Here is a 14,916-nt window from a genome sequence, read left to right as displayed (position 1 = left end):
ACGATCGCTAAGACAGAGACTTATCAAACCAATGAATCTTAAAAACTTCTTACGCGTAGCCATACTTTTATCTAGTTCACTGCTCATACTTGCAGGCTGTAGCTCTTTGCCTGAAAGCGAAACCAGTGTTGAGTGGCAAAGCCACCAGCAAAAACTGCAAACCATCGCGAGTTATCAAGCCAATGGTAAGTTAGGTTACATCGGCCCCGAACAACGCCAATCACTCAACTTTTATTGGCGTGACTCAAAGCAGAACAATCAACTGACTCTGCGTACGATCATTGGCCAAACCGTACTCTCTATTTCATCTAGCCCATCTGGGGCTGAAGTAACAACAATGGAGGGTGATACCTATAAAGGCCAAAATGCACAACAGCTGATTGCTGAGCTTACTGGCTTAGATATCCCAGCAGACTCTCTGCCTCGCTGGCTACTTGGCCTGCCTGCTGATGCTGACCAATTTGAGCTCAACAACGAGAACACACTTGGGGCATTAGATAAACAAATCAACGGCCAGCATTGGCGCTTAACTTATTCTCGTTATAGTGATGTGCTGTTGGATGGTGAGAATATCCCACTGCCATCACGCATGACACTCACCAACGGCGAAACCAAACTCAATATTGTTATCTCTAAATGGGCAATCAATCGATGACTCAAGCTTTCATCTGGCCATCACCAGCTAAACTCAACCTTTTTTTGTACATCAACAATCAGCGCGCAGACGGCTACCACGAACTGCAAACCCTATTTCAGTTTGTCAATTTCGGTGATGAATTAGTGATCACTCCCAACCAGTCGGGCAAAATCACGATTTCACCGCAAATCGAGGGACTGGCACTTGAAGATAACCTTATCTGGAAAGCGGCCATGTCACTTAAAGCGCATACTACTCCAGAGCAAGGCGCACACATCGAGCTCACCAAAAAACTGCCAATGGGGGGAGGCATTGGTGGCGGCTCATCCAATGCGGCGACAGCATTGGTAGCGCTAAACACACTTTGGTCAGTGAACTTGTCTGACGATCTCCTTGCAGATATCGGTTTGAAATTGGGGGCAGATGTACCGGTTTTTGTGCGTGGTCACGCCGCGTTTGCAGAGGGGGTTGGCGAGAAGATTGTCGCTGTTGAGCCGCAAGAAAAATGGTATTTGGTGGTGAGACCGGATGTCAGCATCGCGACTGTCGATATTTTTCGTCATCCTGATTTGACGCGAAATACGCCAAAACGCCCACTGGACAAGCTTTTGAACTCGCAATACGAAAACGATTGCGAAAAAATTGTCAGATTGCTGTATCCAGAGGTTGATAACCAACTTTCATGGCTGCTACAATACGCGCCGTCAAGATTGACGGGGACAGGTTCGTGTATTTTTGCTGAGTTTGACGATGAGCAATCCGCTCAAAATGTCCTCACAAAACTGCCGTCAAATGTCACTGCTTTTGTCGCTCAAGGGCGTAATATTTCGCCACTGAAAGAAGCATTAGCCACCTTCAATTCTCCGACAAATTAAACAATTTAAATTCTGCATGCAACCCTGAGGTTTCCACCGTGCCTGATATGAAGCTATTTGCTGGTAACGCAACACCTGATCTAGCCCAACGTATTGCTGACCGTCTATACATCTCTCTTGGAGACGCTACTGTTTCTCGTTTTTCTGACGGCGAAGTTGCAGTGCAAATCAACGAAAATGTTCGTGGTAGTGATGTATTCATCATTCAATCTACTTGTGCTCCAACCAATGACAACTTAATGGAATTGGTTGTAATGATTGATGCAATGCGCCGCGCTTCAGCGGGCCGTATTACAGCAGTAATCCCTTACTTCGGTTATGCTCGTCAAGACCGTCGTGTACGTTCTGCTCGCGTGCCAATCACTGCTAAAGTCGTTGCTGATTTCCTATCAAACGTGGGTGTTGACCGCGTTTTGACAATCGACCTACACGCAGAACAAATCCAAGGCTTCTTCGACGTTCCTGTTGATAACATCTTTGGTACTCCAGTACTTCTTGAAGACATGCAATCTCGTGGTCTAGAAAACCCAGTCGTGGTTTCTCCTGACCTAGGTGGTGTTGTACGTGCTCGCGCAACAGCGAAAGCACTTGGCGACATCGACATTGCTATCGTTGATAAGCGCCGTCCACGCGCTAACGTATCTGAAGTGATGAACCTGATCGGTGACGTTGAAGGTCGTGACTGTGTTATCGTCGATGACATGATCGATACTGGTGGCACACTATGTAAAGCTGCAGAAGCGCTAAAAGAACGTGGTGCTAAACGTGTATTTGCTTACGCTACACACGCCGTGTTCTCTGGTAACGCGCCTTCAAACATTAAGAACTCTGTTCTTGACCAAGTGATCATCACAGATTCTATCTCTATCTCTAAAGAGATGGCAGCGACAGGCAAAGTCACCACACTTAGCCTTTCTCGCATGCTTGCTGAGGCAATCCGCCGCATCAGCAATGAAGAGTCAATCTCTGCGATGTTCAATCAGTAATCACTGATTTAAAACCTTTTCAAAAGCACCTCTCAATGAGGTGCTTTTTTGTTTGTGCCATCTCTGCTATTGCGATTAACACCGTTTTGATAGAGAAATGCACGACATAATATTTCTGTGCTATCATACGGCGCTTTAAAAAATACCCTAAGAGATCCTACCTTGAGTCAACAAATTAAATTGCTTGTTGGTCTAGCGAATCCTGGACCTGAATACGCTAAGACACGCCACAACGCAGGGGCGTGGGTAGTTGAAGAATTAGCTCGTTCAAACAATGTTATCTTGAAAAACGAAACCAAGTTTTTTGGATACACTGGGCGCATCATGGTAAACGGCGAAGATCTCCGCCTACTGATACCGACGACTTTTATGAACTTATCAGGGAAAGCTATTGCTGCATTGGCAAAGTTTTACCAAATTAAGCCGGAAGAGATCATGGTGGCACATGATGAACTTGATCTTCCTCCAGGTGTAGCTAAGTTCAAAAAGGGTGGCGGACACGGAGGCCACAATGGCTTGCGTGACACCATCAGTAAACTTGGGAACAACAAAGAATTTTACCGTCTAAGAATTGGCATTGGCCATCCTGGGCACAAAGATAAAGTAGCCGGTTATGTGCTAGGCAAAGCTCCAGCAAAAGAGCAAGAATGTCTCGATGCTGTGGTCGACGAATCCGTTCGTTGTTTAGATATCCTTATTAAGGATGGCCTAACTAAAGCACAAAACCGTTTACACACGTTCAAAGCTGAATAAGGTTACTATCATGGGTTTTAAATGTGGCATCGTTGGTCTACCAAACGTAGGTAAGTCAACTCTGTTTAACGCACTGACTAAAGCGGGTATCGAAGCCGCTAACTTCCCTTTCTGTACGATCGAGCCAAACACTGGCATCGTACCTGTGCCAGATCTACGTCTAGATGCACTCGCGAAGATCGTTAATCCACAGAAGATCCTGCCGACAACGATGGAATTTGTTGATATCGCTGGTCTAGTAGCAGGTGCATCTCGAGGTGAAGGTCTAGGTAACAAATTCCTAGCGAATATCCGTGAAACTGATGCGATTGGTCACGTTGTTCGCTGTTTTGAGAATGAAAACATTGTTCACGTTGCCGGTAAAGTATCACCAATCGAAGACATCGAGGTGATCAACCTTGAACTTGCACTGGCTGACTTAGACTCTTGTGAGCGCGCTATTCAGCGTAATGCTAAGAAAGCAAAGGGTGGCGACAAAGACGCGAAATTTGAAATCACAGTACTTGAAAAGCTACTTCCTGTGCTAACTGAAGGCGGTATGGCACGTACTGTTGAGCTTAGTAAAGAAGAGTTGGCGGCGATCGGCTACCTAAACTTCTTAACATTAAAGCCAACAATGTACATCGCTAACGTTAACGAAGATGGCTTTGAAGATAATCCATACCTAGACGCGGTACGCGAGTTCGCAGCAAAAGAAAACAATGTTGTTGTGCCAGTTTGTGCAGCGATTGAATCTGAGCTTTCAGAACTAGAGGACGAAGACCGTGAAGAGTTCCTAGCTGATATGGGTATTGAAGAGCCGGGTCTAAACCGCGTTATCCGTTCTGGCTACGATCTACTAACTCTGCAAACTTACTTCACTGCGGGTGTAAAAGAAGTTCGCGCATGGACTATCCCTGTTGGTGCGACTGCACCTCAATCAGCAGGTAAGATCCACACTGACTTTGAAAAAGGCTTCATCCGAGCTGAAGTTGTTGGTTATGACGATTTTATCGAGTTCAATGGTGAGAGCGGTGCTAAAGATGCAGGTAAATGGCGTCTAGAAGGTAAAGATTACATCGTAAAAGACGGTGACGTAATCCACTTCCGCTTTAACGTGTAAACCAAATGCTCAAATAAGTATCAAACAGTCAGCGCTATGCTGGCTGTTTTTTTATATGTGTTTCAAAAGCTCAAACAAAAGCAGCCTATATCCAAACAATTAACTAAGAATGAAACGGAAAAAAACCACCACTTTTAGATCACAAATACGCCTCTTTGCTCAAAAAGAGAGCGAACGGCCGATTTAGCCATTTTTTCTCAAAAAAACTGTTGACGGCTGGCAGGGATCTCCGCATAATCCGCACCGTTCTCAGCGATACCGCAGAGAAACAAAAACATGGCTACGTAGCTCAGCTGGTTAGAGCACATCACTCATAATGATGGGGTCACAGGTTCGAATCCCGTCGTAGCCACCATTTTCTAAATGCTTTTTTAAAGAGTTTTTAGAAAAGACAACGTTATTAAGATTAACCAATCATCTTAGATAACTACACTCTTAGCTAGAGATTAAACAGCAATGCGGAAGTGGCGGAATTGGTAGACGCACCAGATTTAGGTTCTGGCGCCGCAAGGTGTGAGAGTTCAAGTCTCTCCTTCCGCACCATTATTTAGAACGAATTGTTTTTGACTATATGTCTAAATGAATTGTTCGCTGTTGGGCTATCGCCAAGCGGTAAGGCAGCGGCTTTTGATGCCGCCATTCCCTGGTTCGAATCCAGGTAGCCCAGCCAATATTAAAAGTGACAATTATTTGAAAAAAGAGTTGGCACTAGAGCGGAGTTTGTATTATATTCTTCGGCTCTCAAGAGTGGCTACGTAGCTCAGCTGGTTAGAGCACATCACTCATAATGATGGGGTCACAGGTTCGAATCCCGTCGTAGCCACCATTTATACAATGTTACATCGACTTTACCAATTGTCGGTTTAACTAAAGATTTGTTGCGGAAGTGGCGGAATTGGTAGACGCACCAGATTTAGGTTCTGGCGCCGCAAGGTGTGAGAGTTCAAGTCTCTCCTTCCGCACCATTATTTAGTGTGATTGACACTTTAAACAATCCTGTTGGGCTATCGCCAAGCGGTAAGGCAGCGGCTTTTGATGCCGCCATTCCCTGGTTCGAATCCAGGTAGCCCAGCCAACACAACGTCTAGTTGATTCACCAATCATCAGCTAAGACTATAAAATTGATGCGGAAGTGGCGGAATTGGTAGACGCACCAGATTTAGGTTCTGGCGCCGCAAGGTGTGAGAGTTCAAGTCTCTCCTTCCGCACCATTATTTAGAACGAATTGTTTCTGACTATATGTCTAAATGAATTGTTCGCTGTTGGGCTATCGCCAAGCGGTAAGGCAGCGGCTTTTGATGCCGCCATTCCCTGGTTCGAATCCAGGTAGCCCAGCCATTATTTAAATGGTTCAATATTGGAGCACAGTTTTTGATGCCCCATCTATTGTCCCAGGTTCGGCTCTAGGTAGCCCAGCCACTATTTATAGTGACTTGTCTTTAATGACGAAACACAACGTTGAGATCGAGCTTTACCAATTGCTCTCTTAACTACAGAATTGATGCGGAAGTGGCGGAATTGGTAGACGCACCAGATTTAGGTTCTGGCGCCGCAAGGTGTGAGAGTTCAAGTCTCTCCTTCCGCACCATTATTCTTTACTATTAATTTAGTAAATTGGCTACGTAGCTCAGCTGGTTAGAGCACATCACTCATAATGATGGGGTCACAGGTTCGAATCCCGTCGTAGCCACCATTTATACAATGTTATTTCGACTTTACCAATTGTCGGCTTAACTAAAGATTTGTTGCGGAAGTGGCGGAATTGGTAGACGCACCAGATTTAGGTTCTGGCGCCGCAAGGTGTGAGAGTTCAAGTCTCTCCTTCCGCACCATTATTTAGTGTGATTGACACTTTAAACAATCCTGTTGGGCTATCGCCAAGCGGTAAGGCAGCGGCTTTTGATGCCGCCATTCCCTGGTTCGAATCCAGGTAGCCCAGCCAACACAACGTCTAGTTGATTCACCAATCATCAGCTAAGACTACAAAATTGATGCGGAAGTGGCGGAATTGGTAGACGCACCAGATTTAGGTTCTGGCGCCGCAAGGTGTGAGAGTTCAAGTCTCTCCTTCCGCACCATTATTCTTTACTATTAATTTAGTAAATTGGCTACGTAGCTCAGCTGGTTAGAGCACATCACTCATAATGATGGGGTCACAGGTTCGAATCCCGTCGTAGCCACCATTTATACAACGTTACATCGACTTTACCAATTGTCGGTTTAACTACACTCTTAGCTAGAGAATAAACAGCGTTGCGGAAGTGGCGGAATTGGTAGACGCACCAGATTTAGGTTCTGGCGCCGCAAGGTGTGAGAGTTCAAGTCTCTCCTTCCGCACCATTATTTGATGTGATTGACATCTTAAACAATCCTGTTGGGCTATCGCCAAGCGGTAAGGCAGCGGCTTTTGATGCCGCCATTCCCTGGTTCGAATCCAGGTAGCCCAGCCATTATTTAAATGGTTCAGTATTGGAGCATAGAGTTTTGATGCCCCATCTATTGTCCCAGGTTCGGCTCTTGGTAGCCCAGCCAACACAACGTCTAGTTGATTCACCAATCATCAGCTAAGACTACAAAATTGATGCGGAAGTGGCGGAATTGGTAGACGCACCAGATTTAGGTTCTGGCGCCGCAAGGTGTGAGAGTTCAAGTCTCTCCTTCCGCACCATTATTTAGTGTGATTGACACTTTAAACAATCCTGTTGGGCTATCGCCAAGCGGTAAGGCAGCGGCTTTTGATGCCGCCATTCCCTGGTTCGAATCCAGGTAGCCCAGCCATTATTTAAATGGTTCAGTATTGGAGCATAGAGTTTTGATGCCCCATCTATTGTCCCAGGTTCGGCTCTTGGTAGCCCAGCCAACACAACGTCTAGTTGATTCACCAATCATCAGCTAAGACTACAAAATTGATGCGGAAGTGGCGGAATTGGTAGACGCACCAGATTTAGGTTCTGGCGCCGCAAGGTGTGAGAGTTCAAGTCTCTCCTTCCGCACCATCATAAAGAAGGCTCAACGAGAAATCGTTGAGCCTTTTTCCTTTCTATTGCCTCGTTCTTAAATGTGTTTATACATTGAGGACGAAACATATTGTCTAACCCCACTAACATTCCACAAGCTCCTCATTTTGTAGCAGTAACTATCACCATTGGTTCCACTCAAATACGATAGCTATCCCTTGCGTGCTATCTTCCAATTTGACCACCACTCTTTAAAATCTATCCTCCGATAGCACACTGAAGAGTATCGCCTTATTTTCGTTGTCTTACTCACATCAGAAAACACGCTGTGGCAATAACAGTTGATAGTTCGGCCTCTAGTACGCGATACGGGTAGTAATCACGCTCTAATCAGTAGGATAGCCCTTAAAACAAAATCATTGAGAACAGCGATGAGAAGCGTTCAGTACGTAGAGGGCTTCATGATCAATGTTATTGAAGGAAATGGAATGTAACTGCCTTATTTAGCGAAAAGATGTTATCGGGGATTAATAGACAAGCAGATAAGAAAAAGCCCCTTTTCCTTTGAGAGAACCGGGGCTAGTTTGGCTAGTCAGAGCCTGTGTGGAGATCTTGAGAAATGAACACACTTCTGACTGGCCTTTAGTAACTCAACTCAGCACAACAAAGCAGGAGTGAGAGAGAGAGCTTTGATAGCTTTAGTTAAGCTACTTTGCCGTAACAATGTCCACCCACGTCTGGGCATATCGGACAATGCTACTACTACTGCAGCAACGTTACTGCAGAGTTTGGCAACTGTTTTGCTTGAGCAAGGATAGAAGTACCTGCTTGTTGCAAAATTTGGTTTTTGGTCATTTGCGTCGTTTCCTTCGCAAAGTCCGTATCTTTAATTCGGCTATTTGACGCTTCAACATTCTCTTGAATGTTCGCCAAGTTGTTAATCGTGTGGTCAAAACGGTTCTGTTTAGCACCGAGATCAGCACGCTGCGCATCAATATATTTTAACGCAGAATCAATAATGCCTACGGCGTTTTGTGAGCCGGCAACGGTGCGAACATCAATATCTTGTACTGTTGTGTCCACCTTAGCAGCACCATTGAGTCCAAGGTCAGTTGCTAGGCCACCGGAGATTGCCACAGAGCCAAGATCTTCAACCTCAGCTTCAGCAAAGAACACTTGCAGTTCGCCATTCTCACTGACTGATGCCTGAAGTTGATCAGTTTGACCGTTAATGTAGGTCGCAAGCTGCTCAATATCGTCTCCCGCTTTCGCAAAAATCTCGATAGAAACAGGGTTGCCCTCTTTATCATTGAAGTCAAACTTGATGTCAGAAGCTGCAGGATCAACACCCCACAGTGCATCTTTACCATTTGTCGCGAAGTATGATTGACCACCCATACGGTAGTCATCAGCACGCACACTGGTTAAGCCCATAATGACCGCTTCACCCGAAGCCGCACCGATTTGGAAAGATGCCTCTCCGAACTGACCATTCAATAGCTTACGGCCACCGAATGACGTTGTTTCAGCAATACGATTCAATTCAGCTTGTAGCGCTTCTACTTCGTCGTTGATAGCGATACGGTCCGCATCTGTATTAGTACCGTTTGCCGACTGAATAGATAGGTCACGCATACGTTGAAGAATCGAAGTCGACTCATTCATTGCGCCTTCAGCAGTTTGGGCAATCGAAATACCATCATTTGCGTTGCGCATAGCAACATCTAAACCACGCGACTGTGCCGTCAAGCGGTTAGAAATCTGTAAACCCGCAGCATCATCTCGAGCGCTGTTGATTTTGTGTCCAGAAGACAAGCGTTCCATTGACGTGTTAAGGTCATTCGATGCCTTGTTAAGGTAACGCTGAGCCGTCATGGCTGAAACGTTGGTGTTCACCGTAATGGTCATATTTTTGCTCTCCGAGTGAGTTCGCAACTCTGTGTCGCGAAGCGGTCAGCTTTATCTCAATTGGAAGCACTGACCGTAAAATTACTTGCTAAACCTACTGTGTCCACATTCGTTTCCAGAGTCGTGTCCATAGACCTGTTCACAACAGTGCCACAATGGGTCAAGTTATTTATCGTTCGACAGGCAATGCACATAGCATGCCAATTAATATTTTTATTATTAAACATAGTGTTACAACTCACAGTAACTCAATACATCACAGTATTAGTCGTAACATAGGAACAAGCTTGCCGCTTTTCACTCGCGCTTTTGGCATCGCACAAAAGGCATTGCTTGATCAGCTAAGCGTCTGTTCCAATTTGCTGCCAAGGTCATTACAAACCTAAGCTGCACTTAGTTATAGGTAGTTAAATAGAGACAAATCTTTTGTCTTACCGAACGCCAGCTGCGAAGCTTGCAACGCTCGGGAATTTTCACTGAATTCAATCACCGCTTTTGAATAATCCAAATCTTCGAAGTTACTCTTAGATTTAGCCAGCGACATTTGAAAATCTTTATGTTGGTCTTCTTGTATATCTAATGTACTCAGACGTGTGCCGACTTCAGTGCGAACTTGTCCCAAATGAACAAACGCCGCAGATAACTCTTCTGTCACCTGATGCAGATGTGCGGTATTCGAGGCATCAGATACAGAGCCTTCAGAGTAGTCAATCGCATCTCTTAATGAATCAAACACACTGAATGTTTCTCTGCGGTCCAACTCGACTTTGTCGCCTGCCGCAATCTGCCCACGAAACTGAACACTTAAATCACCAAATTCGATGCCCTTTGTCGGGTCATAAGTATCGACTTTTACCGCAACGCCATTTTGCTCAAGCTGATAACCAAACTGTCCATTACCCATATCAACAAAGGTAATGTTGTAAACCGAGAGATCGCTACTGTTGGCATTTTCTGCACGCTCCAACAATAGCTCTGAACTTGACGTTAAGCTGTAGTTGGCTGAATAATCACCGTAAGGGTTTGGTATTTCCATAAACACCTTGCTGCCCGGATCATTCATCGCAATCTCCATGTTGTTGGAGATCTTCATCTTTCTTTGGTAGTCGTCGCCGACATAAGTCACGCTTCCTTGTGCATCACGATAAAACGGTTGATGCCTAGGTTTTGTCCCAGCAAAAATATAATTGCCTGACTCATCCTGAACGTTAACCAAGTTAAGGAAGTTGTTCGCCAGCTCCTGCATTTCTTGCGCTTTCGCAGCTCGGTCTTGAGGAGAAAATGCACCGTTGATCATCTCCATCACACTGCGCTTTGCGCTATCGGTAAACTGTTCTGCATTGTCTAACAGCACTTCTTCATGATTGAGACGATTGCGCGATAACGTGACCCCTTCGATATAGTGATCAAGCTGTGTGTTCTGCTGCGAGATGCTTTGAATATAGTGTGATGCTAATGGGTCATCACTTGCCTTTACCAGCTGTTTACCGGAAGCCAGTTGAGCATGATTCTGATGAATCCTACCCTCTTGACGACGCATATCGTTTTGCACAGATTGATAGTTATGAAAACTTGAAATTCTATTCAGCATGTTTTTCTCCTATCAACGCAGTGCCAAGATGGTATTAAAGGTGTCATTCGCCGTCTGCATGATGCGTGAAGACGCCATATAGGCCTGCTGGAACTTCATCATATTGGCGGCTTCTTCATCGAGGTTAACCCCCGATATTGCTGCAATACGCTCTTCCGCAGCCTGCTTCTCCATACGAGCCATATCGGTTTCACTCGATGCCATGGAGCTCTTTAATGCAAGGTCTGTGTTCAGGTTGTGGTACAAACCGATCAATGTGGTTTCGCCATCATCCATCACTTTCTGAGTTTGTAGGCTCTGAATTTTACGTAAGTTCCCGTTATCACCTTCAGCTGCATTTAGGTTCGCAGTAAACTTATCGTTCGGTAGCGCGCCATCCGTTAGCTCAAAAACGGTACCACCCACATTCACTTGACCAACCGGTGGATAGGTCTGTGGTGGCAATAAGATATTGCCTTTAGTATCCGTCACGGCAAATTCATTCCCTTGAGGGGAGACGATAACCTCAAACTCTTTAACGCTACCCGCGCTAATAATCTTAAAGTCCGCTTGCCCTTGAGCATTGGTTGTGGAAGCTTGAAAGCTTTGTGCCGCTATATCACTCGGGTCACTGGTTGCCGTTTTTATCTCACCAGCAGCATGACGAGTCGGTCTAATAAACAAGCGCTCACCCTGTGCCATGCCTTGTCTAATTTCAACGCGCAAGCCTTCAAAATGCAGCTCTTGACCAATAGGAGCGATTACCGACTCTTCTCCAAGTGGGTTCGTGACATGATATTGACCACTGTGATAATGCACCGAATACTCACCACCACGCAGTTGCGCGATGTCATCGATGAATACTGCTAATTCCGCTTGGCTATCTCTTGCCGCAACGACACGTGAGGTCGCTGCCAGTTCACTGTTTACATCGGTAAACAAAGGCTTGCCCACCTCACCTTTAAGGTCTAAACCTTGCGATTGCAAATCATTCACTTGGTAAGAAAATGCAGCAGCAACACGACCAATTTCGTCTAGCAGCATCGGAATATGCTCGTCTCTTGATTTTAAGATCGCGCTAATCTTGCCGTCGATATCTTTATCAGAGATCGCCTTGACTCCCTTCCCTTCTACCATGGCTAAACGGCGTTGGTGAACATCAGGATGCCCATCAATCACTTTAAGTTCACTAGCTTCAGTACCAGAGACCAAGGTGTGACCATTACCAATCAAAACGTTGAAACCATCACCGTTGGCGCGGCTAGTCACGGTCACTTTGGTGAACTCTGATAGCTCCTCAATAAGCTGATCATGTCGGTCCATCAAGTCATTATGAGGTCCTGGCGTTCGCATCATCAGACGGTGCAGATCGCGAATCTCAACACCAATTTGGTTCATTCTTTCAACGCCCACTTCTAGCTTGCGATTAATCTCGCTTGCTTGCAGGCGGACACTTTCGTGAAACTCATTGAGGTTATTTGTCACCATCGCGGCTTGGTCAATAACGACTTTACGGGCACCCACATCGTTTGGAGTATCCGCTAACGTCTTAACCGAGTTAAACCAGTCGTTGAGGTTTTCAGGAATTTTCTTTGCTGAAATAGAAGATGCCAGTTGTGACATCATCTCTAGATTCTGCTCGACATCCACTTTTGCGGCATAATTGGTGGTGGCAATCTGTTTTTCTTTGACGGCAAATTGGTCCCATGAGCGGCGAACATTTTCCACATGCACGCCCATCCCGTACGACTGCCCACCAAATTGCCGTGGGTGTGACGTCCCTTGAATGACTGACTGACGGCTGTAGCCTTCAGTATTTGCATTCGAGATGTTATGACCTGTGGTGTTCAGCTGTCTCTGAGCAGTAAGAACACTTTGTGAACCTACATTCAGAAGATCTGACGCCATTTTGCCCCCAAGGAAAAGTAACAATAGTTGCCGTAATACTGCTATTTAGCAATTTAAGTGCCAACTTTATAGGTTACTGATGTAATTATATTTTTGTAGAAATGTATGTCTGTTTTATAGACAAAGGCCTGCAAACTGCAGGCCTGAAGGGTTACATTTGGTCGATGCGTTTTTTCACGCTCATCACTTTGTCGACATAACGAGGATCTGTCGCATATCCCGCTTGATGAATGCCGCGCATGAAGGTTTCAGAATCACCCTGGTGATTTTCTAACGCCGTGGTGTAGCGAGGGTTGCGCTCCAAAAACTGAACGTAGTCATCGAAGCTCTGTTGATAGCTGTCATAAGAGCGGAATGCGGCACGCTCTTGCACAGGTACTCCTGAGTGGTATTCCAGTGTTTGAGTAGCCATTTTGTCCCCCTGCCAACTGCGGTCAGCTTTGATATTAAAGAGGTTATTACTGCTTCCACGGCCGTTCTGAATTACTTTTTGTCCCCAACCTGTCTCTAGCGCTGCTTGTGCTATCAGTACTGAGGAATCAACGCCCAAAGCTTTAGCAGCGCGGTCTGCATAAGGTTTCATCGCACTGACAAAACTCTCTGGTGTATCAAACGTCGATGGCGCGACTGATTTCACTGTGTCAGATTGTTCTGCTTGCTCAACGCGATTTTGTGCATAAATTTTCTTATCAGTATGAACGCGTTGCATCATCTCTTCGAAATTCTCTTGAGGCGCTGCTGCATTCTGGTTTTCAATACTGCCTGTGCTTAGCTGCGCCACGATCATGTCAGCCAGTCCCAAAGAGCCGTTTGCACTCATTTCAGAAGCCATCTGCTCATCAAGCATTTGACGATAGAAACTTTGGTTCTGACTGTTCATCAAATCAGATTCAAAGTCTGCATTCGCATCACGCATCGACTTAAACAGCATTGAAGTAAAAATCGCTTCAAACTGTTTCGCAGCTGCTGTCAGTGCGGCTTTCTCATCCCCTTCCGAGCCTTCAACTGCACTTTGGCGTAGTCGGTCAAGACCTGAAATATCATGAATAAAGCCAATATCATTGCCGTTATTAATCATCTCAATACCTTTCGCGTTAGATAATGATTAACTGGCCTTCAATCGCACCCGCTTGTTTGAGCGCTTGAAGAATAGCCATTAAATCTGAAGGAGCTGCGCCAACTTCGTTCACTGCACTCACTAAGTCATCTAAGGTTAAACCAGGTTGAAAGTTGAACATTGAACCTTGTTTCTCTGTCACCTCAATATCGGAATCTGGAACAACGACCGTTTGGCCACCAGAGAAGGCATTCGGTTGACTGACGTTCAGGTTTTCCTTGATAGCCACCGTCATACCACCATGTGTCACGGCCGCTGGCTTGAGGCGAACATGCTGCCCAACCACAATCGTGCCGGTGCGAGAGTTTACGATGATCTTTGCCGAGCCATCAGCTGGATTGAACTCGATATTTTCTACTGCAGAAAGAAAGGCGACACGTTGACTAACATCACGTGGCGCTCTCACTTGCACTGATGTCGCATCCATCGCGTTAGCCATGTTGGGGCCAAGGAAGTTGTTGATGGCATCTGCCATGCGCTGTGCTGTGGTGAAGTCAGATTGAAGTAGGTTAAAAGTAATATGGTCACCACGGCTAAACGGAGATGGAATTTCACGCTCGACCATAGCCCCACTTGAGATCATGCCTGCTGCTGGGTTATTACCCACTACTTTTGAGCCATCTGCACCTGACGCACTAAAGCCGCTTACGACTAAATTACCCTGTGCCACAGCGTAGACTTGACCATCTAAGCCTTTCATCATCGTTTGCATTAGTGTACCGCCACGAAGACTCTTCGCCGAGCCAATAGAAGAGACCGTGACATCAATGGTTTGGCCTTGCTTTGTAAACGCTGGAATTTCAGCCGTCACCATTACAGCGGCAACGTTTTTGGTTTTAGGTTTTGTACCTGGCGGCAACTGAATGCCGAAGTTTTGCAGCATCGCATTAAAGCTCTGGTCAGTAAACGGTGTTGATTCACCAGTACCCGGCAAACCTGTTACAAGACCATAGCCCACTAATTGGTTACTACGCACTCCCGCAACCTGCGCCACATCTTTGATGCGCGCCGCATGCGCTTGAGTCAATGTCATGACAAGACCCAAGATGACCAATACAAACTTCTTCATTACGTTACCGCTTAAATTAGAACTTGAACCACTG

Annotated in this window: 10 protein-coding genes and 19 tRNA genes; 24 read left to right on the top strand and 5 right to left on the bottom strand. The window is 45.7% G+C overall.

The genetic code is table 11. The features are described 5' to 3' along the window. The first annotated feature begins 31 nt into the window (after positions 1-31). The 24 genes from lolB to QWZ05_RS16875 all read left to right on the top strand — a co-directional run bounded on the left by lolB (position 32) and on the right by QWZ05_RS16875 (position 7,349). Positions 32-655, top strand: coding sequence for a lipoprotein insertase outer membrane protein LolB (gene lolB / locus QWZ05_RS16990; protein ID WP_290299602.1), 624 nt, complete (start codon positions 32-34; stop codon positions 653-655). Further along, positions 652-1,512 (top strand): 4-(cytidine 5'-diphospho)-2-C-methyl-D-erythritol kinase, encoded by an 861-nt coding sequence (gene ispE / locus QWZ05_RS16985; RefSeq protein WP_290299600.1) that lies wholly within the window; start codon positions 652-654, stop codon positions 1,510-1,512. The genes lolB and ispE overlap by 4 nt, the downstream gene beginning before the upstream one ends. A gap of 38 nt (positions 1,513-1,550) precedes the next feature. Next, positions 1,551-2,498: a ribose-phosphate pyrophosphokinase gene (locus tag QWZ05_RS16980; RefSeq protein ID WP_264878192.1), complete on the top strand. Its 948-nt coding sequence runs from the start codon at positions 1,551-1,553 to the stop codon at positions 2,496-2,498. A gap of 162 nt (positions 2,499-2,660) precedes the next feature. Further along, positions 2,661-3,251 carry an aminoacyl-tRNA hydrolase gene (gene pth, locus QWZ05_RS16975; RefSeq protein WP_289960781.1) on the top strand — a complete coding sequence of 197 codons (591 nt, stop codon included), beginning with the start codon at positions 2,661-2,663 and terminating at the stop codon, positions 3,249-3,251. A 10-nt stretch (positions 3,252-3,261) separates the two neighbouring features. Next, complete coding sequence (gene ychF, locus QWZ05_RS16970; RefSeq protein ID WP_290299596.1) at positions 3,262-4,353, top strand: redox-regulated ATPase YchF; 1,092 nt, start codon at positions 3,262-3,264, stop codon at positions 4,351-4,353. Positions 4,354-4,631: 278 nt separating this feature from the next. Continuing rightward, positions 4,632-4,708: transfer RNA gene (locus tag QWZ05_RS16965), tRNA-Met, on the top strand. 103 nt (positions 4,709-4,811) lie between these two features. Next, positions 4,812-4,896: transfer RNA gene (locus QWZ05_RS16960), tRNA-Leu, on the top strand. Between the two features lie 52 nt (positions 4,897-4,948). Further along, a tRNA-Gln gene (locus tag QWZ05_RS16955) sits at positions 4,949-5,023 on the top strand. Positions 5,024-5,102: 79 nt separating this feature from the next. Then, a tRNA-Met gene (locus QWZ05_RS16950) sits at positions 5,103-5,179 on the top strand. Positions 5,180-5,233: 54 nt separating this feature from the next. Then, positions 5,234-5,318: transfer RNA gene (locus QWZ05_RS16945), tRNA-Leu, on the top strand. A 35-nt stretch (positions 5,319-5,353) separates the two neighbouring features. After that, a tRNA-Gln gene (locus QWZ05_RS16940) sits at positions 5,354-5,428 on the top strand. Positions 5,429-5,479: 51 nt separating this feature from the next. Continuing rightward, positions 5,480-5,564: transfer RNA gene (locus tag QWZ05_RS16935), tRNA-Leu, on the top strand. Between the two features lie 52 nt (positions 5,565-5,616). Next, a tRNA-Gln gene (locus tag QWZ05_RS16930) sits at positions 5,617-5,691 on the top strand. Between the two features lie 165 nt (positions 5,692-5,856). Beyond that, positions 5,857-5,941: transfer RNA gene (locus tag QWZ05_RS16925), tRNA-Leu, on the top strand. A 28-nt stretch (positions 5,942-5,969) separates the two neighbouring features. Then, a tRNA-Met gene (locus QWZ05_RS16920) sits at positions 5,970-6,046 on the top strand. A gap of 54 nt (positions 6,047-6,100) precedes the next feature. Continuing rightward, a tRNA-Leu gene (locus tag QWZ05_RS16915) sits at positions 6,101-6,185 on the top strand. A gap of 35 nt (positions 6,186-6,220) precedes the next feature. After that, positions 6,221-6,295: transfer RNA gene (locus QWZ05_RS16910), tRNA-Gln, on the top strand. A gap of 51 nt (positions 6,296-6,346) precedes the next feature. Then, positions 6,347-6,431, top strand: a tRNA-Leu gene (locus tag QWZ05_RS16905). A gap of 28 nt (positions 6,432-6,459) precedes the next feature. Next, positions 6,460-6,536: transfer RNA gene (locus QWZ05_RS16900), tRNA-Met, on the top strand. 72 nt (positions 6,537-6,608) lie between these two features. Beyond that, positions 6,609-6,693: transfer RNA gene (locus tag QWZ05_RS16895), tRNA-Leu, on the top strand. Positions 6,694-6,728: 35 nt separating this feature from the next. Continuing rightward, a tRNA-Gln gene (locus QWZ05_RS16890) sits at positions 6,729-6,803 on the top strand. Positions 6,804-6,936: 133 nt separating this feature from the next. Further along, positions 6,937-7,021 (top strand) — tRNA-Leu (locus tag QWZ05_RS16885). Between the two features lie 35 nt (positions 7,022-7,056). Next, positions 7,057-7,131 (top strand) — tRNA-Gln (locus tag QWZ05_RS16880). A gap of 133 nt (positions 7,132-7,264) precedes the next feature. Further along, a tRNA-Leu gene (locus QWZ05_RS16875) sits at positions 7,265-7,349 on the top strand. Positions 7,350-8,072: 723 nt separating this feature from the next. Here the strand turns inward: QWZ05_RS16875 and QWZ05_RS16870 are convergent. From QWZ05_RS16870 to QWZ05_RS16850, 5 genes are all read right to left on the bottom strand, one after another. Next, positions 8,073-9,218, bottom strand: a complete 1,146-nt coding sequence (locus QWZ05_RS16870) for a flagellin (protein ID WP_264878189.1) — start codon at positions 9,216-9,218, stop codon at positions 8,073-8,075. Between the two features lie 397 nt (positions 9,219-9,615). Next, a complete protein-coding gene (gene flgL, locus QWZ05_RS16865) occupies positions 9,616-10,809 on the bottom strand; it encodes a flagellar hook-associated protein FlgL (protein ID WP_290299594.1) in 1,194 nt (397 codons plus the stop codon). A gap of 12 nt (positions 10,810-10,821) precedes the next feature. After that, entirely contained in the window at positions 10,822-12,696 is a 1,875-nt protein-coding gene (flgK, locus tag QWZ05_RS16860; protein WP_290299592.1) for a flagellar hook-associated protein FlgK, read from the bottom strand. Between the two features lie 151 nt (positions 12,697-12,847). Further along, positions 12,848-13,774 carry a flagellar assembly peptidoglycan hydrolase FlgJ gene (gene flgJ / locus QWZ05_RS16855; RefSeq protein WP_264878186.1) on the bottom strand — a complete coding sequence of 309 codons (927 nt, stop codon included), beginning with the start codon at positions 13,772-13,774 and terminating at the stop codon, positions 12,848-12,850. 16 nt (positions 13,775-13,790) lie between these two features. Then, positions 13,791-14,882 carry a flagellar basal body P-ring protein FlgI gene (locus tag QWZ05_RS16850; protein WP_264878185.1) on the bottom strand — a complete coding sequence of 364 codons (1,092 nt, stop codon included), beginning with the start codon at positions 14,880-14,882 and terminating at the stop codon, positions 13,791-13,793. Positions 14,883-14,916 lie beyond the last annotated feature (34 nt).

The organism is Vibrio agarivorans (assembly GCF_030409635.1).
In the GTDB taxonomy this organism is placed as follows: domain Bacteria; phylum Pseudomonadota; class Gammaproteobacteria; order Enterobacterales; family Vibrionaceae; genus Vibrio; species Vibrio agarivorans.
Note: the sequence above shows the minus strand (reverse complement) of the source record. Positions and strands in the feature narration are given on the sequence as shown.